17 protein-coding genes and 1 rRNA gene are annotated in these 25829 nt (G+C 63.1%); 8 read left to right on the forward strand and 10 right to left on the reverse strand.

Annotated elements, in window-relative coordinates; translation table 11 throughout:
* From rrf to OQE56_RS19895, 3 genes are all read left to right on the forward strand, one after another.
* Positions 1–76 (forward strand): 5S ribosomal RNA (rrf, locus tag OQE56_RS20150); the annotation flags it as partial.
* A gap of 182 nt (positions 77–258) precedes the next feature.
* Positions 259–942, forward strand: coding sequence for a rhomboid family intramembrane serine protease (locus OQE56_RS19890; protein ID WP_267226800.1), 684 nt, complete (start codon positions 259–261; stop codon positions 940–942).
* A gap of 9 nt (positions 943–951) precedes the next feature.
* The gene (locus tag OQE56_RS19895; protein WP_267226803.1) at positions 952–1275 is read left to right on the forward strand and encodes a DUF1820 family protein; all 324 of its coding nucleotides are present in this window, start codon (positions 952–954) and stop codon (positions 1273–1275) included.
* A gap of 9 nt (positions 1276–1284) precedes the next feature.
* Here OQE56_RS19895 and OQE56_RS19900 read toward each other — a convergent pair whose 3' ends face one another.
* The 3 genes from OQE56_RS19900 to tfpB form a co-directional block, all read right to left on the reverse strand.
* The gene (locus OQE56_RS19900) at positions 1285–2409 is read right to left on the reverse strand and encodes a hypothetical protein (RefSeq protein ID WP_267226805.1); all 1125 of its coding nucleotides are present in this window, start codon (positions 2407–2409) and stop codon (positions 1285–1287) included.
* Positions 2410–2493: 84 nt separating this feature from the next.
* Positions 2494–3216: a glutamine amidotransferase gene (locus tag OQE56_RS19905; RefSeq protein ID WP_267226807.1), complete on the reverse strand. Its 723-nt coding sequence runs from the start codon at positions 3214–3216 to the stop codon at positions 2494–2496.
* A 44-nt stretch (positions 3217–3260) separates the two neighbouring features.
* A complete protein-coding gene (gene tfpB, locus OQE56_RS19910) occupies positions 3261–5072 on the reverse strand; it encodes a type IV pilus assembly ATPase TfpB (protein ID WP_267226809.1) in 1812 nt (603 codons plus the stop codon).
* Positions 5073–5166: 94 nt separating this feature from the next.
* On the opposite strand from tfpB, the gene glyQ reads away from it, so the two are divergent.
* Positions 5167–6078: a glycine--tRNA ligase subunit alpha gene (gene glyQ / locus OQE56_RS19915; protein WP_267226810.1), complete on the forward strand. Its 912-nt coding sequence runs from the start codon at positions 5167–5169 to the stop codon at positions 6076–6078.
* Positions 6075–8225, forward strand: a complete 2151-nt coding sequence (glyS, locus tag OQE56_RS19920) for a glycine--tRNA ligase subunit beta (protein ID WP_267226812.1) — start codon at positions 6075–6077, stop codon at positions 8223–8225. Before glyQ ends, glyS begins: the two co-directional genes overlap by 4 nt.
* A gap of 65 nt (positions 8226–8290) precedes the next feature.
* On the opposite strand, the gene OQE56_RS19925 is transcribed toward glyS, so the two are convergent.
* Complete coding sequence (locus tag OQE56_RS19925) at positions 8291–8857, reverse strand: helix-turn-helix domain-containing protein (RefSeq protein ID WP_267226814.1); 567 nt, start codon at positions 8855–8857, stop codon at positions 8291–8293.
* Positions 8858–9185: 328 nt separating this feature from the next.
* On the opposite strand from OQE56_RS19925, the gene OQE56_RS19930 reads away from it, so the two are divergent.
* The 3 genes from OQE56_RS19930 (at position 9186) to OQE56_RS19940 (ending at position 14737) form a co-directional block, all read left to right on the forward strand.
* Entirely contained in the window at positions 9186–12086 is a 2901-nt protein-coding gene (locus OQE56_RS19930; protein WP_267226816.1) for a TonB-dependent receptor plug domain-containing protein, read from the forward strand.
* Positions 12087–12424: 338 nt separating this feature from the next.
* Entirely contained in the window at positions 12425–13279 is an 855-nt protein-coding gene (locus tag OQE56_RS19935) for a DUF1481 domain-containing protein (protein WP_267226818.1), read from the forward strand.
* Positions 13280–13441: 162 nt separating this feature from the next.
* Positions 13442–14737 (forward strand): NCS2 family permease, encoded by a 1296-nt coding sequence (locus OQE56_RS19940; protein WP_323748601.1) that lies wholly within the window; start codon positions 13442–13444, stop codon positions 14735–14737.
* Between the two features lie 56 nt (positions 14738–14793).
* Here OQE56_RS19940 and OQE56_RS19945 read toward each other — a convergent pair whose 3' ends face one another.
* The 6 genes from OQE56_RS19945 to mnmG form a co-directional block, all read right to left on the reverse strand.
* Entirely contained in the window at positions 14794–16818 is a 2025-nt protein-coding gene (locus OQE56_RS19945) for an autotransporter outer membrane beta-barrel domain-containing protein (protein ID WP_267226822.1), read from the reverse strand.
* Between the two features lie 213 nt (positions 16819–17031).
* Entirely contained in the window at positions 17032–19374 is a 2343-nt protein-coding gene (locus OQE56_RS19950; protein ID WP_267226825.1) for a Tex family protein, read from the reverse strand.
* A 90-nt stretch (positions 19375–19464) separates the two neighbouring features.
* A complete protein-coding gene (locus OQE56_RS19955; RefSeq protein WP_267226827.1) occupies positions 19465–20202 on the reverse strand; it encodes a winged helix-turn-helix domain-containing protein in 738 nt (245 codons plus the stop codon).
* Positions 20203–20499: 297 nt separating this feature from the next.
* On the reverse strand, positions 20500–22827 hold the full coding sequence (locus OQE56_RS19960; RefSeq protein ID WP_267226829.1) for a winged helix-turn-helix domain-containing protein: 2328 nt from the start codon (positions 22825–22827) through the stop codon (positions 20500–20502).
* A gap of 133 nt (positions 22828–22960) precedes the next feature.
* Positions 22961–23752 carry an RDD family protein gene (locus tag OQE56_RS19965; protein WP_267226830.1) on the reverse strand — a complete coding sequence of 264 codons (792 nt, stop codon included), beginning with the start codon at positions 23750–23752 and terminating at the stop codon, positions 22961–22963.
* A gap of 77 nt (positions 23753–23829) precedes the next feature.
* Positions 23830–25707, reverse strand: coding sequence for a tRNA uridine-5-carboxymethylaminomethyl(34) synthesis enzyme MnmG (gene mnmG, locus OQE56_RS19970; RefSeq protein WP_267226832.1), 1878 nt, complete (start codon positions 25705–25707; stop codon positions 23830–23832).
* Positions 25708–25829 lie beyond the last annotated feature (122 nt).

The raw sequence follows: 25829 nt of genomic DNA on the forward strand, positions 1-25829 counted from the left end.
TCCCGAACTCGGAAGTGAAACGCAGCTGCGCCGATGGTAGTGTGAATCCTCATGCAAGAGTAGGTCACCGCCAGGGGCTTTATCCCTCAAACGCCTTCCCATCCGGGAAGGCGTTTGTCTTTGCGCGTTTCAAAAATCGGCGTGCCTGGCGCACGTAAGCAAGCACACAAGCTTGTATGCATGGGTGTCATGTGCGACAAGGCTTATTGCCTATGATGCGTGGCCCATTGTCCCGGCAGCGTGCGGAGCGCCTATCTCGTGTTTGTCCATGTCGAAGTCCGTCGTCGCCGTCACGTGCAATGGGCCACCGTGCTACTGGTGGTCGTATGCGTGATCAGTTTTGTGGGTCTGGCTTTGATGCCTGCCCCGCAACGCGTTTCGACGTGGCTTGAATGGGGCACGGTACCGGCCAATATCTTTGATCCCAAAGCGCCCTTGCTGCCCCAGCTGCATGACCCGGCGCTGTTGCGTCTTTTCACGGCGCTATTCATTCACCTCGCCTGGCTGCACTTGCTGGGCAATCTGCTGTATCTGGTGATTTTCGGTATTCCTGCAGAGCGGGCCCTGGGCTCGTTGCGCTTCCTGCTGCTGTTTGTGTTGGGTGGCATGGTGGCCAATCTGGTCGGCGCGCTTTCACTGGCCGGCGTGCGTTCGCCGATCATCGGTTGCAGTGGTGCTGTGTCAGCCGTACTTGGCACGTATATCGCTCTGTTTCCTCGGGCGCGACTTGGCCTGGTGCTCCCACTGGGGCTCTATCTGGAATTCGTGCGAGTGCCGGCATTCCTGTTGATTGGCATCTGGATACTGCTGCAGCTGCTTTTCAGCTATGTCGGACCGAGCTATGGCGCCGTGGTGTGGTGGACGCATATCGCCGGGTTTCTGTTTGGCGTCGTATTTGCCCTGTTTTCACGCGATTCGATCGCGCGGCGCTTGCGCGGATAAAATAGGCGCATGCGTACCAAGAAACTCTACAAAGTGACCTTCCTGCATCTGGGCAAGTGCTACGAGCTTTATGCGCGGCACGTGGCGTCGAGCAGCCTTTGGGGCTTCACCGAAGTGGGCGAGCTCGTGTTTGAACCGGTAGGCGATGGGCTGCTGGTTGATCCCACCGAAGAAAAGCTTCGAGACGAGTTCAAGGACACGCGTGTCCTGCATCTGCCGATGCAGTCAGTCGTCCGAATCGAAGAAGTCGAGAACAAAGGTGCGCTGGTGATTCGCGACGCGAGTGACGGCCAGAAGATCACACCCTTTCCGATGCCGCCGCGAGGACGCTAATCGGCACGTTTACACGTGCCGGATCACGGCGATCGCAATCTCCAGCACGATCAGCACAATGATCGCCAGCTCCAGCAGTTCGCCACGCTTTCCCGAGGCTTCTTCATAAAGCGCTGCATAGCTGTCGCGAATGATGGCCAGTTTGCGATCCACTGCCTTGCTCACGTGTGGTACGCGAAATAGCTCCAACGCGGCAGCGTAGACGCGTGCGAGATAAACATCTTCGGTGACCTGCAAGGCGTTATCGACTTTCTCAGTGATCTCGGTGACCTCAGCCACCAGCGTATACAGATGACGGGCGAGATCCGCATAGCGACGAGCTGCCAGTGGATTGGCTACGTGGTGTGTGGCTTCCACCAGGTCGTACATGCGAGGCAATTCGGCATCCAGCAGCTCGTCGTAATAGCGCAATTCGAGTAGCTGCGCATTGGCGACCTCGAGAATGTCGACCACATCCGATTCATTGCGAGGCTCGTAAATGAACGCGCGATCCCAGGTGACCACCGCCAGGTCGTCGGCGTAGTAGGAGAAACGCTGTCGCAGCAATTCCTGCCTCGCCTGTTCTGACAATGGACGCGACTCACCGGAAAGCAGGGGCACCAGATCGAGCTCATCGTGCAGCCTGGACGTGCTGGTGACGCCCTCCAGGGCATGCACCAATCCGAGCAGATAGTCCTCATACAAAGGGGACGGGCTTGGCCGGAACAAAGCCGGTCGCAGGACGTCCATGATCTCCTTGATCAACTGCGTCCAGACCGTGGTACTGGAAGCAATGCCAAGCGCTGTATCGACCGCGTTGACGCGTGCACTGAAGTCGGGCCAGGAAAGATCGTCTGCCGGCACGCGCACCGAAAATGCAGCGACACCGAACTCGTAAAGTCGCGCCATCACGGAGGTCTGCACGGGACGGCCGCCGATATCCATCTGCAGCGGTCCCAGTGTGAGCTGCACGGGTGGCACGCCGAAGGTCATCGCTTTGGGTGAGGCGGTAAGCAGGCGGCTGCGCGCAGCTGCGGTCCGCGCATGCTGCGCCCACAGAGCCTCCACGGCAGCAAGGTCGATGGAGTCGGCGATATCGACCAGGCGCATCGCGATGACCGAGGCCCGATGCACGTGCGGTTGCTGTAGTCCCATGGAGCCTGTCCCTGCAGTAGCGGCGCGCAGCATCAGCTGATCGCGCCTACGGCACGATTCTAGGCTTTCAACATGACGGGAGCGTCAGCGTGAAGCGAGTCCGTGCTGGCGTGAAAACTGGCGGAACAGGCGCCGCGCCAGCGGTGTGGGAGCGACCTGGCGGAAGGTGTGATGAGGATCGAACCCCTCGCGTCGCATGTCATGGTGCTTGCGGTCGATATAGGCACGCATCACGTCGGCATTGAACTCGGGATGGAACTGCGCACTCATGGCGTTGGCGCCATAGCGCACCAGATGATGCGGATCACGCGCCGAACTGGCCAGAACCGTCGTGCCTTGGGGTAGTTCGAGCACGCTCTGTTCATGCGTGGCGTGGGCACGAAACTCCGCAGGCAGGCCGCTGGCCAACGGGTCGTCTTTGGCTGCATCGAGCACGTTGAGCGTGACGGTTCCGATTTCGCGGCCGCCAGGCAGGTAATCGACGCGGCCTCCCAGTGCATGCGACATCAGCTGATGGCCGTAGCACACGCCAAACATCGGCAGCTCTGCATCCATGGCATCGCGAATCCAGCCGGCTGTGCGCTCGCTCCATGGCGCGCGCTCGGTCACCATCGCGGCGGAACCGGTGATCAGCGCACCTGCCACCTCGTTGGGAGCCGGCAACGTCTCTCCGGCTTCCACATCGACGACCTGCACGCGCTCCGGCGAAAGCGCTGCGCCGAGCCGGAACCAATGAGGAAAATCACCGTGGCGTGCGCGAATGGGAGCGGGAGCGCGACCGGTGCGGATGATCAGAACGGGTTTCATGCGGTAAGAATGATTGGATTCGGTGAGAAACAGATCATGCGCACTCAGGCTGAACCGTGCTCTATCGGCGGTAGCACCGTGATGACTTCCTGGACGGTGGTAAGCCCACGGGCCACCTGGGTGGCCGCAGAGATTCGCAGCGGCCGCATGCCTTCGGCCAAGGCAGCGTGGCCGAAATGGCCCAGATCCAACTGCGCCGAGATCAGGCTACGCAAACGTTGCGTCAGCTGCATCATCTCGTAAATGCCGGTGCGGCCCATGAAGCCGGTATTGCGGCACTCCAGGCAGCCGACCGGTTTAAAGACTTTGTCGGGCAGCGGCACCGACCAACCATGGGTCAGGGCGGTCCACTCATGTGGATCCTGCGCGGTTTCCTGCTTGCAATGAGGGCATAGCGTGCGCACCAGACGCTGCGCCACGATGCCGGTGACGGTGGACTGGATCAGATAGTGCGGCACGCCCAGATCAAGCAGGCGGGTAACCGCGCTGGGGGCGTCATTGGTATGCAGCGTCGACAGTACCAGGTGACCCGTGAGCGAGGCCTGGACCGCCATCTGTGCGGTTTCCAGATCGCGGATTTCGCCCACCATGATGATGTCCGGATCCTGGCGCAGCAGCGTGCGCACACCCGCGGCAAAGTCCAGATCGATCGCCGGTTGCACCTGCATCTGGTTGAACTCGGGGCTCACCATTTCGATGGGGTCTTCCACCGTGCAGACGTTCAACTCCGGCGTAGCGAGGTGCTTGAGTGTGGAATAAAGCGTGGTGGTCTTGCCTGAGCCGGTGGGACCGGTGACCAGTACGATGCCGTGCGGACGCTCGACCATCGAACGCCAGGTGGCATCTTCTTCCGCCGAAAAGCCTAATTGCGCAAAGTCCTTGGCGACGATGTCCGGGTCGAAAATACGCATCACCACCTTTTCGCCGAAGGCGGTCGGCATGGTGGAAATGCGCAGTTCAACCTCACGGCCAGAACTTGAGCGCGTCTTGATGCGGCCATCCTGCGGCCGGCGCTTTTCGGCCACGTCCATGCGCGAAAGGATCTTGATGCGCGCCGTCACCGCAGTCATCACCGGCGGCGGCAGTTCGAACACCTTGTGCATCACGCCGTCGATGCGAAAACGCATCAGGCCGGCGTCACGCCGAGGCTCGAGGTGAATATCCGAGGCGCGTTGTTCAAAGGCGTACTGCAACAGCCAGTCGACGATGTGGACGACGTGACGGTCATCGGCACCCACCTCGCCACTCTTGCCCAACTCCACCAACTGCTCGAAGTTGAGCAGAGCGGCGGCGTTGTAACCGGTACCCTTGGCGTCCTGGGCGAGCTGGATCGACCGCTGGACGCCGTAGAACTCCTGCAAGTAACGATTGATGTCCAGCGGATTGGACACCACGCGTTGCACGTCCCGCCGCAGCATATGCGAGAGATCGGCGGCCCAGGCGTTATCGAACGGCTCGCAGGTGGCGAAGGTGATCTCACCCAGCGCAACGGCCACCGGCAAGATGCGATGGCGCTCTGCGTAGGCGCGGCTGACCACCTGGGTCACCGCGGCCACATTGATCTTCATCGGGTCAATCTTGAGGTAGGGCAGCTTCGCGTGTCCGGCCAGCCACTCCGTCAGCATTTCCAGGTTCAGCGGGCGTCCCGGATCGCGCTGATTGGGCAGCTTGGCGTTGGCCACCACCACCAGCGGGTGCAGCTCGACGGTACTGCGACCGCTTCGGCTGCCCAAGCGCACCAGCTTGGCATCCTCGGCCAGCAGGTAACCGTCCACCACCAGGGCAGCGAGCATTTCATCCAGAGCGAGCCGTGTGCGGCGGCCGAGCAGGGATACGGGTTGCGGTGAAGCGGCCATGCTTTGATACCTCCCCTGGTATTTCGCCTGAAAATTCAGCGGCGAAAGCGGTCCCGGCTATACTAACGCGCTTTATTGACGCCCACGGGAAGCCATGTCCGCGCGCACCTTCCAGGATGTGATCCAGACCCTCAACCGCTACTGGGCGGCGCAGGGTTGTGTCTTGCTGCAGCCCCTCGATACCGAGGTTGGCGCCGGCACCTTCCACCCCGCCACCTTCCTGCGTTCGCTCGGTCCCGAGCCGTGGGCAGCGGCCTATGTGCAGCCCTCGCGCCGTCCCACCGATGGCCGCTACGGCGAAAACCCCAACCGTCTGCAGCATTACTACCAGTATCAGGTGGTGATGAAGCCGAACCCGGACAACATCCTTGACCTGTACATCGGGTCGCTGAAGGAGCTGGGCCTGGATCCGCTGGTGCACGACCTGCGTTTCGTCGAAGACAACTGGGAATCGCCTACGCTCGGTGCCTGGGGTTTGGGTTGGGAAGTGTGGCTGAACGGCATGGAAGTGACTCAGTTCACCTACTTCCAGCAGGCCGGCGGTCTGGAATGCCGTCCCGTCACCGGTGAGATCACCTACGGTCTCGAGCGCCTGGCCATGTATCTGCAGAACGTGGACAACGTCTACGACCTGGTGTGGACCGAAGGCCCGTACGGCAAAGTGACCTACGGCGACGTATTCCATCAGAACGAAGTCGAGCAGAGCACTTACAACTTCGAGCACGCTAACGTGCCCGAACTGCTGCGTTGGTTCGATGTGTGCGAAGGCGAGGCCAACAAGCTGATCGCCGCGGGCTTGCCGCTACCTGCCTACGAGCAGGTGATGAAGGCCAGCCACACCTTCAACCTGCTCGACGCGCGCCGCGCGATCAGCGTGACCGAGCGTCAGCGCTACATTCTGCGCGTGCGCACGCTCGCGCGTGCGGTGGCCGAGGCGTATGTCGCGCAACGTGAAAAGCTCGGTTTCCCGGGCCTGAAGAAGAACGTGAAGGAGCAGGCCGCATGAGCGCCGCCACCAAGCCGCTGTTGATCGAACTGGGCTCGGAAGAACTACCGCCCAAGGCGCTGGACGAACTGGCCTCCGCGTTCCTGCGCGGCATCTGCGACGGACTGACCAAGCGCGGTGTCGACGCAAGTCTGGACGAGGCGACGCTGTATGCCTCGCCGCGTCGTTTGGCCGTCTATATTCCTTCGGTGGCGGTGAACCAGCCGGAACAGAACATCGAGCGTCGCGGCCCCGCCGTGAACGCCGCACTGGATGCCGAAGGTCAGCCGAGCAAGGCGTTGCAAGGTTTCGCGCAGTCGTGCGGCGTCACTGTGGAACAGCTGGAAAAGCTCGAAACCGACAAGGGTTCGTGGTTTGTGTTCCGCGCGGTGAAACCCGGCCAGCCCGTTGCCGCGTTGTTGCCCGAAATCGTCGACGAAGCCCTCAAGGGTCTGCCGATTCCCAAACCCATGCGCTGGGGCGATCACGACTACACCTTCGTACGTCCGGTGCACTGGCTGGTGATGCTGCACGGCGCTGAGATTGTTGACGGTTCCGTACTGGGGCTGACCAGTGGCCGCAAGTCGCGTGGCCACCGCTTCATGCATACGCAGCCAGTGCACGTGTCCGATGCGGACATCTGGCTTGACTCGATGCGCGCTGCCAAAGTGCTGGCCGACCCGGCCGAGCGTCGCCAGAAGGTCCGCGATGAAGTCGCGCGCGTGGCGAAGGAAACCGGTGGTACGCCGCAGCTGGATGACGCGCTGCTCAACGAAATCGCCAACCTCACCGAGTGGCCGGTGGCCATCGCTTGCAAGTTCGATCGCGAATTCCTCGCGGTGCCGCCCGAAGCACTGGTCACCACCATGGAGACCAACCAGAAGTTTGTGCCGGTGTTCGATGCCAACGGCAAACTCACTGAGCACTTCATCGGCATCGCCAATATCGAGAGCAAGCAGCCGGCTGAAATCCGCAAGGGATATGAGCGCGTGATCCGTCCGCGTTTTGCTGACGCCAAGTTCTTCTGGGATGAAGACCTGAAGACGCCCTTGGCCAGCTATCAGGACCAGCTGAAGAACGTCACCTATCAGCAGGCGCTGGGCAGCTTGTGGGACAAGAGCGTGCGCGTGGCCGAACTGTCGCGCGTCATCGCTGGCCGCGTCGGTGTGGATGCCGGTGCGGCGACCCGCGCGGCGGCCCTGAGCAAGTGCGATCTGCTCACCCGCATGGTGGGCGAGTTCCCGGAATTGCAGGGCGTCATGGGGCGCTACTATGCCGCGCAACATGGCGAAGCCGCCGATGTGGCCGATGCGCTGGACAGCTACTACCAGCCGCGTTTCGCTGGCGACGCCATCGCGGCGGGCCAGGTCGGCCGCGTGCTTGCCGTGGCCGATCGCATGGATACCCTTGCGGGTATCTTCGCGGTGGGCCTTAAGCCCAGCGGCAACAAGGACCCGTTCGCGTTGCGCCGTGCCGCGCTCGGTCTGGCTCGCACCCTGGTCGAGGGTGGGCTGGAGCTGGATCTGCGGGCGACCTTTGCCGAAGCACTCGAACTCTTGCCTGAAACGGCGCTCGCCGCCGGCCTCAAGCCGGGCAAGGATGGCAAGGCTCCTGCACTCGACGCCGGCAAGCGCCGCGCCACCCTGCTGGGTGAGTTGGTCGATTTCGTGTTTGAACGCCTGCGCGGCTACTACGCCGAACAGGGCTTCACCAGCGAACAGTTCGAAGCGGTGCTCGCCGTAGCGCCGACGAGCCTGGTGGATTTCGACCGCCGCCTGCGGGCTGTCGGCGAATTCGGGCGTCGCCCAGAGGCCTTGAGTCTCGCGGCCGCCAACAAGCGCGTGGCCAATATCCTGCGCAAGCAGGCCGAGGAGGCCGGTGCTCCGGCCGAGGGCACCGCGGTCGATCCGGCCCACTTCGAAGCGGATGCCGAACGCGCGCTGGCTTCAGCGCTGGATGCTGCGCGCGCTGACACGGCGCAGCCGCTGCAGGCAGGTGACTATGCGGCGGTGCTCACCCGTCTGGCGCAATTGCAGGCGCCGGTGGATGCGTTCTTCGACAGCGTGCTGGTCAACGCAGAGAATCCGGCGGTGCGCGCCAACCGTCTGGCTTTGCTCGGACAGCTCAAGGCGCAGTTCGGCGCGATTGCCGATATCGCCCGCCTGTAGCAGGCGGGCGCAACGCCCACAGCAAAACGGCAGCCCGCGGGCTGCCGTTTTCTTTTGCGTGGTGCTTACGCGATGGCCTGGCGGCCGCGCTTCACTCGCTCGTGGAGGCGCTGATTGAACGCCACCATGGCCGTGGCGTCCACATCGGTGCCGCCCGGGCCGAGGATTTCGTACAGGTCGGCCAGCATGTCGGCGTTGTCAGCCAGGGTGAGCCGGCTTTCGGCCAGGTCCAGCTCCGACTGCAGGATGCGCAGTGCCGTATTCAGGCGATGCGGATCCATGGCCATGCCGCTGGCATGCAGCGTATCGGCGGCCGTACGCAGCTTGGAGCGGTGACGGTTGGCGCTGGCTTCGGCATTCGGAAGCTCCTCGCCCGAGGCGATCACATCTGCCTGGATGCTGCCCTCGCCGGCGACCAGCCACACCAGGGAAATCCCCAGCGTTCTGGCCAGCGTGACGCAGCGGGCACGGGACGGATCGGTGTTGCCATCACGCCAGCTGCGCACGACACCTTCGGAGAAACCGCACATACGGGCGATTTCCGTGACGCTGCCCACGCGCTGAATCAGCACTTTGATGCGATCAGCGAAAGTGTTCGCGGGCTCGTTTGTCGAAATTTTTTGCATATTCATCGCATTTTCCTGGCGGATGGCGACAAGTTATAGAGAGCATGAACCCCAAAATGCCGATTTCACGTGAGTCAATCGTTACAAAAACGTTGACATTCGTAAGATCATTCCTATAGGTTCGTAAGTTCTTGGTGGTAGTTAGCCGGAGGGGCATGACTACCACTGAGACCAACAACGCAATTGTCGTTGATTGGTGATCACAAATGCGCTGCCTTGTTCAGCTGGCAGACAGCAAGTTCTGGAGGTGCAACGCCGCCAGAACTTGGAACTTGCGACGCAAGGCAGCTTGTTGACCCCGGAAAGGGCTGGGGTCTTTAACTGGGGAGAGAACATGCAGTTCCGTAAGATCGTTGACAACAAACTTACGGTGGCCGTGCGCTTTGCACTGTCACTGGGTGCCTTTGTGGCCGTGGCGCCGGCGTTTGCCGAAGACGCCCCGAGCCAGGGCGATGCCAAAAAGCTGGAAACCATCACTGTGACCGGTTCGCGCATTCGCAGCGTGGACATCGAGACGTCGAAGCCGGTCTTCACCATGACGCAGGCCGACATCCAGAAGACCGGTCTGGTCAGCGTGGGCGATATTCTGCAGAACCTGACGGTTGCGGGCAGCCCCACGTTTAGTAAGGCCAGCGTGCTGACCTCCAACTCGGAAGAGGGTGGCCAGTACATCAATATGCGTAACCTCGGTGAAAACCGCACGCTGGTGTTGGTCAACGGCAAGCGTTGGGCCACCAGCCTGGACGGCTACACCGATATGTCGACCATCCCGGCGGCGCTGATCGAGCGTATCGACGTGCTGAAGGATGGCGCCTCGGCCGTGTATGGCTCCGACGCGATTGCCGGCGTGGTCAACATCATTCTGCGCGACCACTACAACGGCGCTGAAGCCAGCGCCTATGTGGGCGAGAACGAGGGCAATGACGGCACCAAGCAGGCCTATTCGTTCACCCTGGGCAGCACGAACGAGAAAACCTCGCTCATGTTCAGCGCGGCCTATAACAAAGAAAACGAGATCTGGGCGAAGAACCGCGAGATCACCCGTTACACCTATGGCCCGAATCATGCCGAGGATGGCCTGAGCGCGACCGGTCCCTGGGGCCGTTTTCGCAATGTCAGCGCCACTGGCGGCGCGACGGGCACCACCTACGTGCTGAACCACACGGGCAGCTGGGACGGCAAGGGCGTGGGTGAAGACTCGCGCAACCTGTCCAGCTACCACAAGGGTGTGAACGTTCCCGAGGATTACTACAATCCGCCGGATCAGATGATGTGGTCGCCGAAGAACGAGCTGAAGACGATCTTCGCCACGGGCAGCCACCACTTCAATGACTACGTCACGTTCAAGACGAACGCGATGTACGCCGAGCGCGACAACACCCGCCAGGTGGCAGGTTATCCGCTCAACAGCCTGAGCCAACCGACGCACCCCGTCTACATCAGCGGCCAGAGCTACTACAACCCGGAGCCGGGCAAGGACCTGTTCTTCTACCGTCGCACCATCGAAATCCCCCGCGTCACCGAAGCCAACGTGAAGCAGTACCACTGGGACGCTGCTTTTGAAGGTGCCTTCGAGCTCGGCCAGCGGACCTGGAACTGGGATGTCGGCTTCGACTACAACAAGTACGACTACACCGAGACCAACACCGGCAATCTCAACCTGCTGAACCTGCGGCAGGCAGTGGGTCCGTCGTTCGTCAACAGCAATGGCGTCGTCCAGTGCGGTTCCGCAGCTAGTCCGATCTCGCTCGATCGCTGCGTGCCGTTCAACATCCTGGGTGGTCCGAGTGCCTCCACGCCGCAGGCGCTGGCCTATATCAACGCCCGTGGTCAGAGCACCCAGCAGAGCCTGAGCAAGGACTACACGGCCAACATTACCGGCGGCCTGTTCGACCTGCCGGCCGGTGAGGTCGGGCTTGCAGCGGGTTACGAGCATCGCCAGATCTCGGGCTACGATCGTCCGGATCAGCTGTCGGCATCGGGCTGGTCGACCGACCTTGCCGGTGGTGGCACCAACGCCAAGTACAACACCGACGAGTTCTACGTCGAAGTCAACGTCCCGGTGCTGCGTGACCTGCCGGGCGCGAGGGAGCTGTCGTTCGATATCGCCAGCCGCTACTCGGACTACAGCAACTTCGGCCACACCACCAACAACAAGTACAGCATCCTGTGGAAGCCGATCGATGACCTGCTGGTTCGCGGCACGCTCGCCAAGGGCTTCCGCGCACCGACGCTGGGCGACACCTTCGGTGGCGGCTCGCAGACGTTCGATTACTACACCGATCCCTGCGATGCCAAGTTCGGCTCGGCGGCGAGCAACGCCTCCGTTGCAGCGGCCTGCCGGGCAGCGGGTGTGCCGGCCAATTTCCGCCAGACCAACTCGGCGGGCCTCCCGATCTCCAGCCCCGACACGCAGGGCACCTCGCCGTTCAACGCGGGCGTCGGCAACTCCAGCCTGGTTCCGGAAACCAGCCTCGGCCGCACCGCTGGTCTGGTGTACAGCCCGTCGTGGGTGCCGGGCCTGGACGTCTCGCTCGACTGGTATGACATCCGCATCGTCCAGCAGATCACGGCGGTCAGCGCGAACTATGTGTTGAACCAGTGCTACGTCAGCAACGTGCAGCAGTTCTGCAACGACTTCCAGCGCGATCCGGTGACTCACGCGGTGGTCAACCTCAACCGTGGCAACCTCAATCTCGGTTCGCTGCGCACGTCGGGCTATGACTTCGGTGTGCACTATCGCCTACCGGAATTCGGCTATGGCAAGTTCGCCGTCAACCTGGATTCGAACTATCTGAAGTCCTATGACGAGCGCAGCACGTCCGCTTCCGACATCATCGGTTATGCCGGCCAGTGGAAGTATCCGCGTGTCCGCGCCAATCTGGGCATTGATTGGAGTCTGAATCAGTGGGGTGCGAACTGGACCATGCGCTACTACGGCGCCTTCCGCGACCAGTGCTGGGACCAGGACGCGAAGATCGAGTGTAATCAGCCGAACTACCAGGCGCCGGGTTGGAGCGGTGTCGGTGCGAACCGTAAGGGTGCCAGCACCTACCACGACATGCAGGTTCGCTACTCGCTGCCCTGGAACGGCACCGTCTCGTTTGGTATCCGCAACGTGTTCGACAAGCAGCCGACGATCACTTACTCCGTCGACACCAGCAGCACGGCGAAGCTGGATCCGACGCTGGACATCGATCGTTACTTCTACCTGCAGTACACCCAGAAGTTCTAAGCGTTACCCGAACCGATGGGTGGTTTTAGCCGGGGGCCCCTATGGGCCCCTGGTTTTTTGGGGGGGGCTTCGTAAAGGCCGGGCGTCATCGCCGCTGCCGCCTTGCACGTAGGATATGCGGTGCCTGCGCGTGAGGGTTGTGGTTGGCGGAACCGGCCTGTCTGGGGCAAGTATGTGTCGGCCAACCATGAATCGCGGCGTACGCCAGCGCATGGTTCGGGCTTTTACAAGCCCTGCCGTTTGGGCTATGGTGATAGCTTCCCCCGTGTAGAGTCGAGGCGTGTTGGGCGCCTGTTGGTTCTCGCGCTAAGCCCTGACTATCGAAAGAGGTTTTTCCCATGCGCCGTCTTGTTTGGTCGCTGATGTCGGTCGCTGCACTGGCTCTTGCCGGTTGTAGCAATTCTTCCCAGCCGTCCGAGGGCGGTTCTGAGGGCAATGCTGCCCAGACGCCGGCTCAGGCCAACCAGATCACCGGTCAGGTGACTCTGCGTGACGCCACTCAGGTGTCGGCGTCGGCCAAGCTGGAGCTGACGCTGGTCGACCAGACCACGCCGGACGCCGCGCCGCTGGCCACCAAGACGGTTGAGCCCGCCAACACGTTCCCGCTGCAGTTCCAGGTGCCGTTCAACGCGGCCGACGTGAACCCCAATGACATGTATGTCATCAAGGCCACGCTGATCGACGGCGACCGCCATTACAACCCGCCGCTGCAGACCATGGTGCTGACCAAGGGTGCGCCGACGCAGGTGAGCATCCAGCTCGCTGCCGAGCAGACCCAGGGCGAGAAGGAATTGGCCGCCTTTACGGCCGTCCAGAAGCAGATCGGCGGCATGAAGATCAGCAGCGGCACCAAGCTGGAAGACAAGGTGTCGCGCGGCTGGCAGGTGTTCCGCGAAGCCGGCGAAGTGAAGTTCATCCGCGAAGAAGTCGACTACGGCGACAAGGGCTTCACCAGCACCGATTACGCCTACAAGGACGGCAAGCCGTGGGTGGTCGTGCAGCAGAAGAAGTCCAGCAAGGACGCCAAGCCGAGCTCGACCGAGCGCGCTGCATGGGCGCAGGACGGTTCGCTGGTGCTCAAGACACACGACGCCGGCGGCAAGACCTCGCCGCTGAGCGATGACGATGCCGCCAGCCTGCAGAAGCAGTCCCAGACCATCCTGGGTCTCGCGACGAACGGCAAGGGCAAGTAAGTCCCTGAGCCAGTTCACCTGAAAGCCGCCCCCTGGGGCGGCTTTTTTGTATCCGGTGCGCGTAGGCGCGGGGCGTCCTGAACCCGGTCAGCGCAGCCAGTCCGCTACCATGCCATTCGCCCAGCGCCGCGCTGGGATGACCGGATCGCCATGGGACGCTCCATGTTGCAACGAATCTTCAAGCTCGCCGAGCACGGCACTGACGTGCGCACCGAGGTGGTCGCGGGGCTGACCACCTTCCTGACCATGTCTTACATCATCTTCGTCAATCCCGAGATTCTTGGTGGCACGGGGATGGATCGCGGCGCCGTATTCACCGCCACCTGCCTCGCGGCGGCGTTTGGCTCGCTGATCATGGCATTTGTCGCCAACTATCCCGTTGGCATGGCGCCGGGTATGGGGCTCAACGCCTTCTTCGCGTTCACAGTGGTGGGCGCCATGGGTTATGGCTGGCAGCAGGCGCTCGGTGCGGTGTTCATTTCCGGATGCATTTTTGTCGTACTGAGTGCGACCGGTATACGTCGCTGGCTGATCGCAGGTATTCCACGTTCGCTGCGTTGTTCCATTGCCGCAGGCATCGGTCTGTTCCTTGCCATCATCGCGCTTGGCAATGCGGGCATCGTCGTGGCGGACCCCGTCACCAAGGTGGCTCTGGGCAATCTGCACAGCGCACCGGCACTGTTCGCCATGGGTGGGTTTTTCGTCATCGCCGTGCTCGATGCGCTCAAGGTGCGCGGCGCCATCCTGATAGGCATTTTGTTCAGCACGCTGGGCAGCATTTTGCTCGGCTACACACCGTTCCACGGGGTTTTTTCCAAGCCACCCAGTCTGGCGCCGACGCTATTTCAGCTGGATATTCCCGGCGCACTGCACCACGGCTTCTTCCATGTGGTGCTGGTATTTGTGCTGGTGGAAGTCTTTGACGCCACCGGAACACTGATGGGGCTCACCCACCGGGCGCAGCTCTCGCAAGGGCCTCACAAGGCGCGCCTCGGTCGCGCCTTGTTTGCGGACAGCGCCGCGATCCTTGCCGGATCGGTACTCGGTACCAGTAGCACCACGGCCTACATCGAAAGCGCCGCGGGCGTGGAAGCGGGTGGACGCACGGGCCTCACCGCGCTGGTGATCGCCTTGCTGTTTCTGGCGGCGCTCGTGCTTTCTCCCCTGGCTGCCGCCGTGCCCAGTTATGCCACTGCGCCAGCGCTGCTCTATGTAGCGGGGCTCATGCTGCGAGAGCTGGTGGATGTGCACTGGGACGACCATACCGAAGCGGTGCCCGCCGCGTTGACAGCGCTGGTGATGCCTTTCAGCTACTCCATTGCCAACGGCCTTGCGTTCGGCTTTATCAGCTACGTGGTACTCAAGCTGTTCACCGGGCGCGCGCGCGAGGTGCATGGTGCTGCCTGGGTGGTCGCGGCATTGTTCCTGGTGAGGTATGTCTTGTTCACGGGGACATGAAAAGAAAAAGCCGCCCGCTTGCGCGGACGGCTTTTGAGTCGGGATGACAGGACGCCTTAGAAGGCGTACTTCACGCCCAGGTTGATGCTGTTGTAGCTCTGGCTGCTGTCGCTGAAGCGGCCGCTGTAGCCCAGCCAGCCGGTGAGCACCGGCGTGAACTTGGCGCTCAGGCCCACGTCCACCGTGCCCCAGGTCTTGTCCGGCACGAAGCCGGTCAGAGCGAAGCTGCCCGGCATGCCGTTGAGGCCGGCGGTGACGTCGCGTGCGTCGGCCTTGCTGTCGTGGTTCCAGGCGAGCTCGGCGTACGGCAGCAGCATGGTGTTGCCGGCCTGCCACTGGCCTTCCAGGCGCCAGCCGATGGTGGAGATCTGCGCGTCGCGCTGCTGGCTGCCGAACCACATGGCAGTGCTGTCGCTGCCAGCTTCGTTGTAGCTGTTGACCTTCACCGTCTGCCATTCGACCGTAGCGAACGGACCGGTGCGTAGGCTGGACACATCGAACCACCAGCCGCCGGTGAGGCCGGCACCGACATGGTTGCCGTCGGCCTTGGCCGTTTCGGTGCGGCGAGATGCGCCGAGCTGGATGTCGCGCTGAATGTCAGAGAAGTTGTCCTGACCGAAGTCAGCGTAACCGCCGATGTAGCCGCCACCCTGGTGGTAGAAGAGGTAGCCCAGGCCGGAGACATCCTGCAGCTTGTAACCGCCGCCGCCCGAGTAATCGGCGTTGTGCTGGCCGATGTTCATGGCCACGCCACCCGTGAAGTTGTCATTGAAGCGGACGTCTGCACCAAAGGTCAGGTTGACGTTGTTGCTCTTGGTGCGTGGCGAGGTGCTGCTGCTGTCAAAGCGCTGGTCGCCATAGTCGACATTGGCCCACACGCGCGTGTCAGTGCCCTGGCCATCGGCCATCATCTGGTTGCGGACCGCGCGGTTCTGCGCTGCGATCGACGCCAGCGGCGCTTCCGCCAGCAACGAAGCGTAACCCGGGGCGCTGAGGATGGAGACCACATACTGGCCCAGCATCACATCGGCGGCGGTGGTCGGGTGCACGCCATCGGCAAACAGATAGGTCTGGTTCGTGCCCGGTGCGTACGTATACGGCAGGCCAGAACCCTGCGGGCCGCACTGCACCGAGCTGGAGCCCACGCCGCAAGCCGGTGTGGTGACGTTGGTAAAGCCGAAGGCGGTCGGGTTGGCGATCGCCTCATTGAGCAGGCTGTAGGTATCGACGGGGATGATGCCCTTGCCCAACCTGGCCAGGCCGGCGCTGAGCTGGCCGTTGAAGACCTGGCTCAGGCCAGTCAGTGCGGCGGCAGCGGTCGGACCCTGCGCCGTGCCATCAGGCGTCAGGCCAATATTGGGCAGGTTGAACACCACAATGTTCTTGGCGCCGGCTGCCTGCAGCTGGCCGATCAGCTTCACTTCCTGCTGGGCGGCGGCGGCGATGGTGGCCTGAGCCTGGTCTGGCGTCATCAGCGAGGACACGCCAGCGCCCGCCGTCACCTGCGCCACCACCGCGGTGGTCACCTGCTGGGTGATCGTCGGGAGGGCGGCAGCGATCTGGGCCGGCGTTGCGCCCAACGCCTGCAGATTGGCTACCTGCTGGGCGACGGTCTGCTGGATCAGCTGCTGCGCCACGGCGGCAGCGCCGACCGAGGTGGCCGCATTGAAGATGTCATTGGCGCCGCCCCAGATGGTGTACAGCGCTTTGCTGTCGACCTTGCTGGTCGCCAGGTAGTAATTGACCTGCGTGGAGATGGTCGGCACGGCTGCCGGGGTGCCCGGTGAGTTGTTGAGCACGCCAGCGCCGCCCCAGGCGAAATCGTTGCCGTTGGCCAGCGAAGGGCCCAGGTTGAAGCCGTAATGGCTGGCCACGTTCTGCACGGTGACCGCGCCCGGGTTGGTGGTGAACTGCAGCGGCGGCTGGATGGCCGGGTTGGTCGCCAGCGAGATGTTGCCGGCATCGCTCAGGCTGTCGCCAAATGAGATGACGTTACTGAACGGGGCGCTCGACGCCATGGCGGACGAGCTGAAAATCAGTGCGGCGGTAATGGCGCCGGCGATAAGGCGAATGCGGGGCATGTCAGTAACGCTCCTGGACCGGGATGGTCTTTGTTATTCCAACGTTACGTTAATGCATGGCCATACGTAAGCGCATGCTGCGGCGCACCGCGAAAAACCCTACACGACAGGCTTCGTAAAACGGCAGGAGCGCACCCCGTGCGCGACCGGTCCACCTGCCGTATCGGCCTGGATCGGTCACGCACAGAGTGCGCTCCTACAAAGGGGCTGGGCTCAGCGCTTCAGGGCCTTGGAGAAGGCGTCCGCAAACGCACTGTTGCCGGGGGCCGGGGCCGGTTTCGGAGCGCCGCCACCGGGGCGAGGGCCACGGTTGTCGCGCTGACCGCCGCGGGCATCGTTCCCGCCCGCCGGGCGCGCGCCCCGGACCTGCTGACCCGGTTCATCGTCCAGGCGCATCGACAGGCCGATACGCTGACGCGGCAGGTCAACCTCCATCACCTTCACTTTGACGATGTCGCCAGCTTTCACCGCGTCGCGCGGATCCTTCACGAACGTGTGCGAAAGCGCCGAGACGTGCACAAGGCCGTCCTGATGCACGCCGATATCCACGAAGGCGCCGAAAGCCGCAACGTTGGTTACGCGGCCTTCCAGCACCATGCCGGGACGCAGGTCCTTCAGATCTTCCACGCCTTCGGCAAAGCTTGGCGCCACGAACTCGGGGCGCGGGTCGCGCCCGGGCTTTTCCAGTTCCTTGAGGATGTCGCGCACGGTCGGCACGCCGAACTTTTCGTCGGTGAACTGCTCGGCCTTGAGGCCACGCAAAAAGCTGGTGTCGCCCATGATGGAGCGAACCTCGCGGCCGCACTGGGCAATGATGCGCTCGACCACCGGATAGGCTTCCGGATGCACCGAGCTGGTATCGAGCGGATTGTCGCCGTTGGGCACGCGCAGGAAGCCTGCGCACTGCTCGTACGCCTTGTCGCCGAGGCGCGGTACCTTCAGCAGCGCTTTGCGGTTGGCGAACGGGCCGTTGGCGTCGCGGTGCTTCACCACGTTCTCCGCCACGCTGGAAGACAAACCGGCAACGCGTGACAGCAACGCCGCGGAAGCGGTGTTCACATCCACGCCCACGGCGTTCACGCAGTCCTCGACCTTGGCGTCCAGCGCGCGCGCCAGCTTCACTTGATTCACGTCGTGCTGGTACTGACCCACGCCAATGGCCTTGGGTTCGATCTTCACCAGCTCGGCCAGCGGATCCTGCAGGCGACGGGCGATGGACACGGCGCCGCGCAGGCTTACGTCCATATCCGGAAATTCCTTGGCGGCGGTTTCGGATGCCGAATACACCGACGCACCCGCTTCGCTTACCACCACCTTCGACAGCTTGTGCTCCGGATGCGTTTTGGCCAGACCCTTGATCAGTTCGCCAGCGAGCTTGTCGGTTTCACGCGAGGCGGTGCCGTTGCCGATGGCGATCAGGTCCACGCCGTGCTTCTGGCACAGACGTGCCAGCGCGGCCAGCGATTCGTTCCATTGCCGGCGCGGTTCGTGCGGATAAATGGTGTCGGTGGCGAGCACCTTGCCGGTCGCATCAACCACGGCCACCTTCACGCCGGTGCGGATGCCCGGGTCCAGACCCATCACGCTCTTGGCACCGGCGGGCGCGGCAAGCATGAGATCCTTCAGGTTGTCACCGAACACGCGGATGGCTTCGTCTTCTGCACCTTCGCGCACGCGGCCGAACAGATCGAGCGTGAGATGCAGATGCAGCTTCACGCGCCAGGTCAGGCGTACGGTTTCGCGCAACCATGCATCGGCGGCGCGACCGCGGTCGATGATGCCGGTATGCGCGGCGACGCGGCCTTCGCCTTCGAGATGACCTTGTTCCATATCGAGCGCTGGTGAGAGCTCGAGTTCGATCACGCTCTCGTTGCGTGCGCGCATCAGCGCAAGCAGACGATGCGACGGAATCTTGCCGATGGGCTCCATATGATCGAAGTAATCGCGGAACTTCGCGCCTTCGTTCTCCTTGCCCGCGACCACTTTGGCGCGAATCTGGCCCTTTTCCCATAGCCAATCGCGCAGATTACCGAGCAGGCCGGCATCTTCGGCAATGCTTTCCATCAGGATGGCGCGCGCGCCGTCGAGCGCGGTGCGCACGTCGGGCACGCCCTTCTCGGCGTCGATGAACTGTTCGGCGAAAGCATCCGGCGATTGCGTGGGATCTTCGCGCAGGCCCGCCGCCAGCGGCTCGAGGCCCGCTTCGCGCGCGATCTGTGCCTTGGTGCGGCGCTTGGGCTTGTACGGCAGATAGAGATCTTCCAGGCGCGCCTTGGTATCGGCGGTGAGGATGTCGCCCTTCAACGCATCCGTCAGCTTGCCCTGTTCCTCGATGCTGGCGAGGATCGCGCTGCGGCGTTCTTCGAGTTCGCGCAGGTAGCGAAGGCGCTCTTCCAGCAGGCGCAGCTGCGTGTCGTCGAGACCACCGGTGGCTTCTTTGCGATAGCGTGCGATGAACGGCACGGTAGCGCCACCGTCGAGCAGATCCACCGCGGCATGAACCTGATCCGGCTTGGCGGCGATGTCCTGGGCAATGCGTTGTTCAATGCTGAGCATGAGGCTGAGACAATTCCTGAGCGTTCGACAAGACGGCAGGCGCCTGTGCGGCCCGCCGGATCACCGATCATAGCAAGTTGATCCCCTCGCTCACTGACGCGCTGCCGGCGCCTGTTCAGGGCGTAGCACCAGATAGCCCGCCGCATGCATCCGCGCGGGTATATCGTCGCCGCCGCCCGGATATCCCGTAGCAGTGCGGTGGTTGCGCGGCCAGTGCCGGACATGCCAGGCATGCTCGTAGGGCGTGCGGGCAAATGGCATCAGCACGACGGCGGGGCGGGGCAGCGCGTGGGTCGGCGCGAAGTGATCGATGGGCGGGTGCCACACACTGGCCGCCGCGAGCATGGCGACAATCAACACCAGGGTGATCGCAGCGGCGAGCCATCGCATGCGCGTCGGTCGGGGCCGCAGCGCCAGTGGATCTGCCGCGAAGAGCGTGTCGCCATCATCGGGTGACAGGGCGATCTCTGCATCGGGAGCGGCAGCAGCCGGCATGCGATGCACGTTGCCAATAAACCGATAGCCCAGGCTGTGCACGGTGGCGATATAGCGCGGATTGCCGGGGCAGTCGCCCAGCACGCGCCGAAGTTGCGAGATGGCGCGCGTAAGCACACCGGGCGTGACGTGGCGATGGCCCCACGCGGCATCGAGCAGCGTGTCTTTGCCGACGACTTCGCCAGCCTGCTGCAGCAACACGACGAGCACGGTGTAGGCCTTCGGTTCCACAGAGAGCCCGACGCCCGCGCGTTCGAGGCGATGTGCACGCGGCTCTACGACAATATCGTCGCACTGATAAATCCAGCCGCATTCAGGTGAGTACTGGGCCATGGGCGAACCTGTTCCGCGGCCCCCTGTCTGGATGAGCATGCGCCCATCCATCTGCGTGCGCATCCGCCATAGGTCATAACGCGCACCACCCGCCCCGCGCGCAGCGCTGGCATGTGCATAGTGCGCATGCCACAGTCGGATCGATGTCCATTTGTCATCGGCACGAGGACGCGATGCCACCTCTGTCCAAGGGTCGAGCAAATGGAATCGCGCTGTGAACATCGTGTCGTGTTGACGTAAGCCGTGCGACTCCCGAACAACGAGACGGTTCCGCTATGGCGTGGCCTCTATGTCTTTTCATGGATGCGGCGAAGGTGCACTCATCTTGTCGCGCTCGATGGCCAGCGAGCGCATGAGACGCTGCTGCTGCTGCGCAAAGTCCGCATCGTGCGCTAGTGGCTTCCATGCCAGGTCGCGTCGTAGGGCGGGACCATCACGAAAGCCGTGATCGATCGCCAGCGTGAGTATTCGTGTCGCTTCATCATGGTCGCCGAGAAGCGCGGCAAGCGCGGCCTCGCGGTAGTAGAGCGAAGGCAGCTCCACGCCAGCCGCACGCAGTTGTCGATATTGCGTGTGCAAAGCGTCGACGATGGCTTTGCGTTGAGGGTCATTGGCGCTCAGCAGGGCGGCGAAGTTGGCGAGTTCATTGGGGCCGAGATCGAAACTGCCGATGTCGAGGAAGGGGTCGCCATAAGCATGATCGCCGGTAAAGACGCTGCGGTATTCGGTGACCGCTGCGCTTGTCTCGCCCTTGAGTGCGAGCGCATGCGCGAACAGCGCATGGGAAAGTGCCGCGATGTCCGGCGGCGGGCGGCTATGGCGAAGAAATTCGATCGCGCCATCCGGGTCGCCTTGCGCGAAAAACAAGTGACTGTGCAGCTCCCAGTAGTCAGCGGCGGCAGAGGATCCTGCTCTGTTCAGTGCCGAGGCCGTTTGCGCAAGCGCATCCATCTTCAGGTAGACACGCGCCTGATCAAGCCACCAGGGCGGTCGTGCCGGCTGATCGGCTTGTAGCAACGTGGAGAGCACATGAGTGGCCTGAGCCAGTTCGCCGTACTGTTGTGCAATCCAGGCTTCGGCAGGTTTGCGGGTCGATGCCGGTTCGCTGGTGGCGGTGAGGCGAACCAGTGAGGCGCGCGCCGCCACGGGATCACCGAGAATGGCCTGCGTTCTCGCCACGTTGATCAGCAAGGGATAGAGCTGGGGACGTTCTGCCAGCGCCTGCATGGATTCCTTGAGCGCGTCGCGCGGCCGCTTCTCGCTGAGCAGCGCATTGCCGAGCCAGAAACGCGCGAGCATGAAATCGGGGTCAAGCGTGATGGCCCGGCGCAACTCTTTTTCGGCAGCGAGGCCGTCGTCCTGCACCAGGTAGAGATTGCCCAAGGATGCGTGACATTCAGCGGCGGCCGGGTTGAGCGCCAGACCGCGTCGAATGGAAGGTTCCGCTTTTGCCAGGGCAACGTCCGACGCCATGGCGCCGCTTTCGCCCAGCGTAAGGTAGCTGTCGCCTATCTGACACCACGCCGGTGCGTGGTAGGGGTTGGCGGCCAGTGCCTTCTGGTCGTGGCGGATCGCCTCCAGCTCCGAGCTGGCGCTGAAGCGGTACCAATCGCGCTGAGCAAGCCAGTAGTTGTCGCGGGCCGCCTCGGTGTCGACGCGCTCGTTGGCCGCGTCCATGGTGGCGGCACGCGGGAATGTGCTCTGCACTTCCATCTGAACCGTTTTCGCCAGCGCCGGCAGTGAAAGCAGCGTCAACGGGTGGTGCCATGACTGCGGCGACAACACCGCCCCCGCCGTGGGTAGCAGCCGCAACTGTAGTTGTATCTGACCATCGCGCCCCTTCGACAACGCTGAGAGCAACACGTAGTCAGCGTGCAAGGCGCGGCCGGTAGCGCGCACGTCCAGGACCGGACTGGATAACGCCGTTATTCGCCCCTTCGGCACCACGCGCAGTTCGGGTCGCGTGGCCAACTGATCGATCAGCGAGTCGGTGAATCCATCCATCTCTGCACGAAGGTCTTCAAGCCCTGCCGGCAGCGTCATGGGAAGAACGGCCAGCGTCGGTGGCGGAGGCGTCGCGTGATCCGGATGCCCTCGCCAATGCGTCAATGCGATGAGCAGCACCAGCGTCGTCAGCACGGCAACGGGGATGGCGAGCCACAGCCAGAGCCGGCCGTCAGCAGTGTCCTTCGGTGGAGGTGGTACGCCCAGGCGCATTGATGCGGCCAGCACCTCCTCCGGGTCGTATGAATCCTCTGGCACGGTTTCGCTGGGCGGGGGGAGCACTTGCTTCCGCCGCACATGGCCAATGAAGCGATAGCCAAGCGAATGGACGGTGGCTATATAGCGGGGCTCGGTCGCGGCATCGCCCAGGGCATGGCGCAATTGGGAGATGACGCGGGTGAGTACGCCTGGCGTGACGTGGTGGTGCCCCCAGGCCGCATTCAGCAACGTGTCCTTGTCCACCACGTCGCCCGCGTGCTCAAGCAGCACGACGAGCACGGTATAGGCCTTGGGTTCCAGCGTGATGTCTTGGTGTGCGCGCGTAAGCCGATGGGCATAGGGCTCAACGACAAAATCATCACACTCATAGATCCAGTGGATCGTAGGTTCGCGCTGAGTCATCACTGCGACTGCCGAACTCTATTTCGAGCGATTCATCATCCGCGCTACGGCAAAAACTGCTATCTATCAGACGATATAAACGCAGCGAGGGCGCGCAGCGCGATAGCTGCGCGCCCTCGGCAACATCGCCGTATCACGCGTTGAACGAGCCGTCGCTGGGTCCGGTATCGGCTGCGCGAGGCGGCGCATCGTTCGCGCGGCCATTGAGCACCAGCGCATGCGCGAGCAGATCATGAAGACCCTGCTTGCGCTCTGTCCAGGCTACCGCGATGTAGCACACAAACGGAATGAGGCCGGTGATGACGTTGGTGAGGCGCACGGCGTTGCGAAGCGCAGCGCGCCCCACTGTGAGGCCATTGCCGTCGACATCAGTGACGCGCAGGCGCAGTGCGAGTTTGCCTGGCGTGGCCTGCCACTTCGAACTTTCGAACAACGTGTAGTAGAGGAAACCGATCACGAAGGTGGCGATATTGGCGCCTTGTGTGGCTTCCGCGTAATCGCGAATCGCGGTGCTCATGTCCGGATTGGCCTGCAGCTGCGTGAGCATGTGCGTGTACGCAGTAAAGCCGCCCATGGCATAGAACGCGATCATCGAAGGCACCATCAGCACCATCAGGTCGATGACCCACGCACCGAAGCGCTGCCAGAAGCTGGCGTAGTCGAATGCCACTGCGGCGACGCCCGCGCCAGCAACCGGCGACGAAGCGACGCTTGCGGATGGTGGCGGCGGCGGCATGCCAGCGCCTGAGGCGCTGTCGCGCTCCAGTTCTTCGGGAAACAGACTCGACAGCGGCTGCCAGTCCGCCATGCCCTCGTACCAGCCGAGGTCGTCGGCGCTCACCTGACCGGAGCGGAGCCACTGACGCACGTCCATCTCTTTGTAAGGGCCGTGTCGTTCGCCATCGCGCCCGATCCAAACTTCCATGATGTGCTCCGAATGATCTTTCAGGCCGGCATGATGCCATGCGGGCGCGTGGTCTTGGTGCGATGCTGCGACGTAGTTCAGGCCGCGTCGCGGCGTTTCAGATGCACCAGCAGCAGCGAGATCGCGGCAGGCGTTACGCCGCTGATACGGGAGGCCTGGCCAACAGTTTCGGGCAACGCACGCTTGAGCTTGAGTAGCACTTCGGCCGAGAGGCCGCGAACCTTGTCGTAGTCGAAGCCGTCGGGAATCGCGGTCTGCTCATGGCGGCGCTGGCGCTCGATTTCCTCGCGCTGGCGCTCCAGGTAGCCGGCGTACTTGGTCTGCACTTCCACTTGAGAGGCGACGTCGTCGTTGTCCACGGCGGGGCCGATGCCGGTCACGGTGGTCAGCCTGGCGTAATCCAGTTCAGGGCGGCGCAACAGATCCAGCGCGCTGGTTTCGCGGCTCAACGTGATACCGAGCGCATCGGTAATGCAGGTGCCCAGCGCATTGGTTGGCGCTGCCCAGATGGCGCCCAGGCGCTGCATCTCGCGTTCCACGGCGTCGCGTTTGGCGCGCAGCGCGTCGAAGCGCGTCTGCGGCACCACGCCGAGCGTGTGGCCGGTTTCTGTCAGACGCAAGTCGGCGTTGTCCTCGCGCAGATACAAGCGATATTCCGCGCGCGAGGTGAACATGCGGTAGGGCTCGATGGTGCCATTACTGGTGAGATCATCGATCAGCACGCCGATGTAGGCCTCGTCGCGGCGCGGATACCACGGCGCCGCGCCCTTCACCGCGAGTGCCGCGTTCAGGCCAGCGATCAGGCCCTGCGCGCCGGCTTCCTCATACCCCGTGGTGCCATTGATCTGGCCGGCGAAATAAAGACCCGGAATGGTCTTGGTTTCGAGCCACGGGTGCAGCCCACGGGGGTCGAAGTAGTCGTACTCGATGGCATAGCCGGGGCGCGTGATGTGCGCGTTTTCAAAGCCCTTGATCGAGCGCACCAGCGCCAGCTGCACGTCGTAGGGCAGCGACGTGGAGATGCCGTTCGGGTAGATCTCAAACGTGTCCAGGCCTTCGGGTTCGATGAAGATCTGGTGCGAGCTCTTCTCGGCGAAGCGCACCACCTTGTCTTCGATCGACGGGCAGTAGCGGGGCCCGATACCTTCAATCTGGCCGCTGTAGAGCGGTGAGCGATCCAACGAACTGCGAATCAGCTCATGCGTGTGCTCGCTGGTATGCGTGATCCAGCAGCTGACCTGACGCGGATGCTCCTCGCGCGAGCCGAGATAGGAGAACACCGGCGCCGGGTTGTCGCCAGGTTGTTCCTCCAGCCCGCTGAAGTCGATGCTGCGCATATCGATGCGCGGCGGCGTACCGGTCTTGAGCCGGTCAGCCGCCACCGGCAGTTCGCGCAGCTTTTGCGCGAGCGTGCTGGCTGGCGGATCACCGGCGCGGCCACCCGCGTACTGCGCTGGCCCGATATGGATCTTGCCGGCGAGAAAGGTGCCGGCCGTCAGCACGACGGCGCGGGCGCGGAAGGCCAGACCCATCTGGGTCACCACGCCCGTGACGCGGCCACCCTCGAGGATCAGGTCATCCACCGCCTGCTGGAAGAGTTCCAGGTTGGGCTGGGTTTCCACGATGCGGCGAATCGCGGCTTTGTAGAGGGCGCGGTCGGCCTGGCAGCGGGTGGCACGCACGGCGGGACCCTTGGAGGCGTTCAGCGTGCGCCACTGGATACCGGCAAGGTCCGCGGCATGCGCCATGGCGCCGCCGAGCGCATCGATCTCCTTGACCAGGTGACCCTTGCCGATGCCGCCGATGGCCGGGTTGCAGCTCATCTGGCCAATCGTCTCGATGTTATGGCTCAGCAGCAGGGTGCGTGCGCCCGTACGGGCCGAGGCGAGTGCAGCCTCGGTACCGGCATGGCCGCCGCCGACCACGATGACGTCGTAATGAGTGGGATGAAACATAAAGAGCCTGCTCTGTCTCTATTCGTAGCCTGCGTTGGTCACATGCGGCCGCCAGGGAGTGGGGCGTGGCGCAGCACCTGACTGGCCGTCAGGTCAAGCCGCGACCCACTCCCTGGCGGCCG

Source organism: Dyella silvae, from assembly GCF_026421305.1.
GTDB classification, from domain to species: domain Bacteria; phylum Pseudomonadota; class Gammaproteobacteria; order Xanthomonadales; family Rhodanobacteraceae; genus Dyella; species Dyella silvae.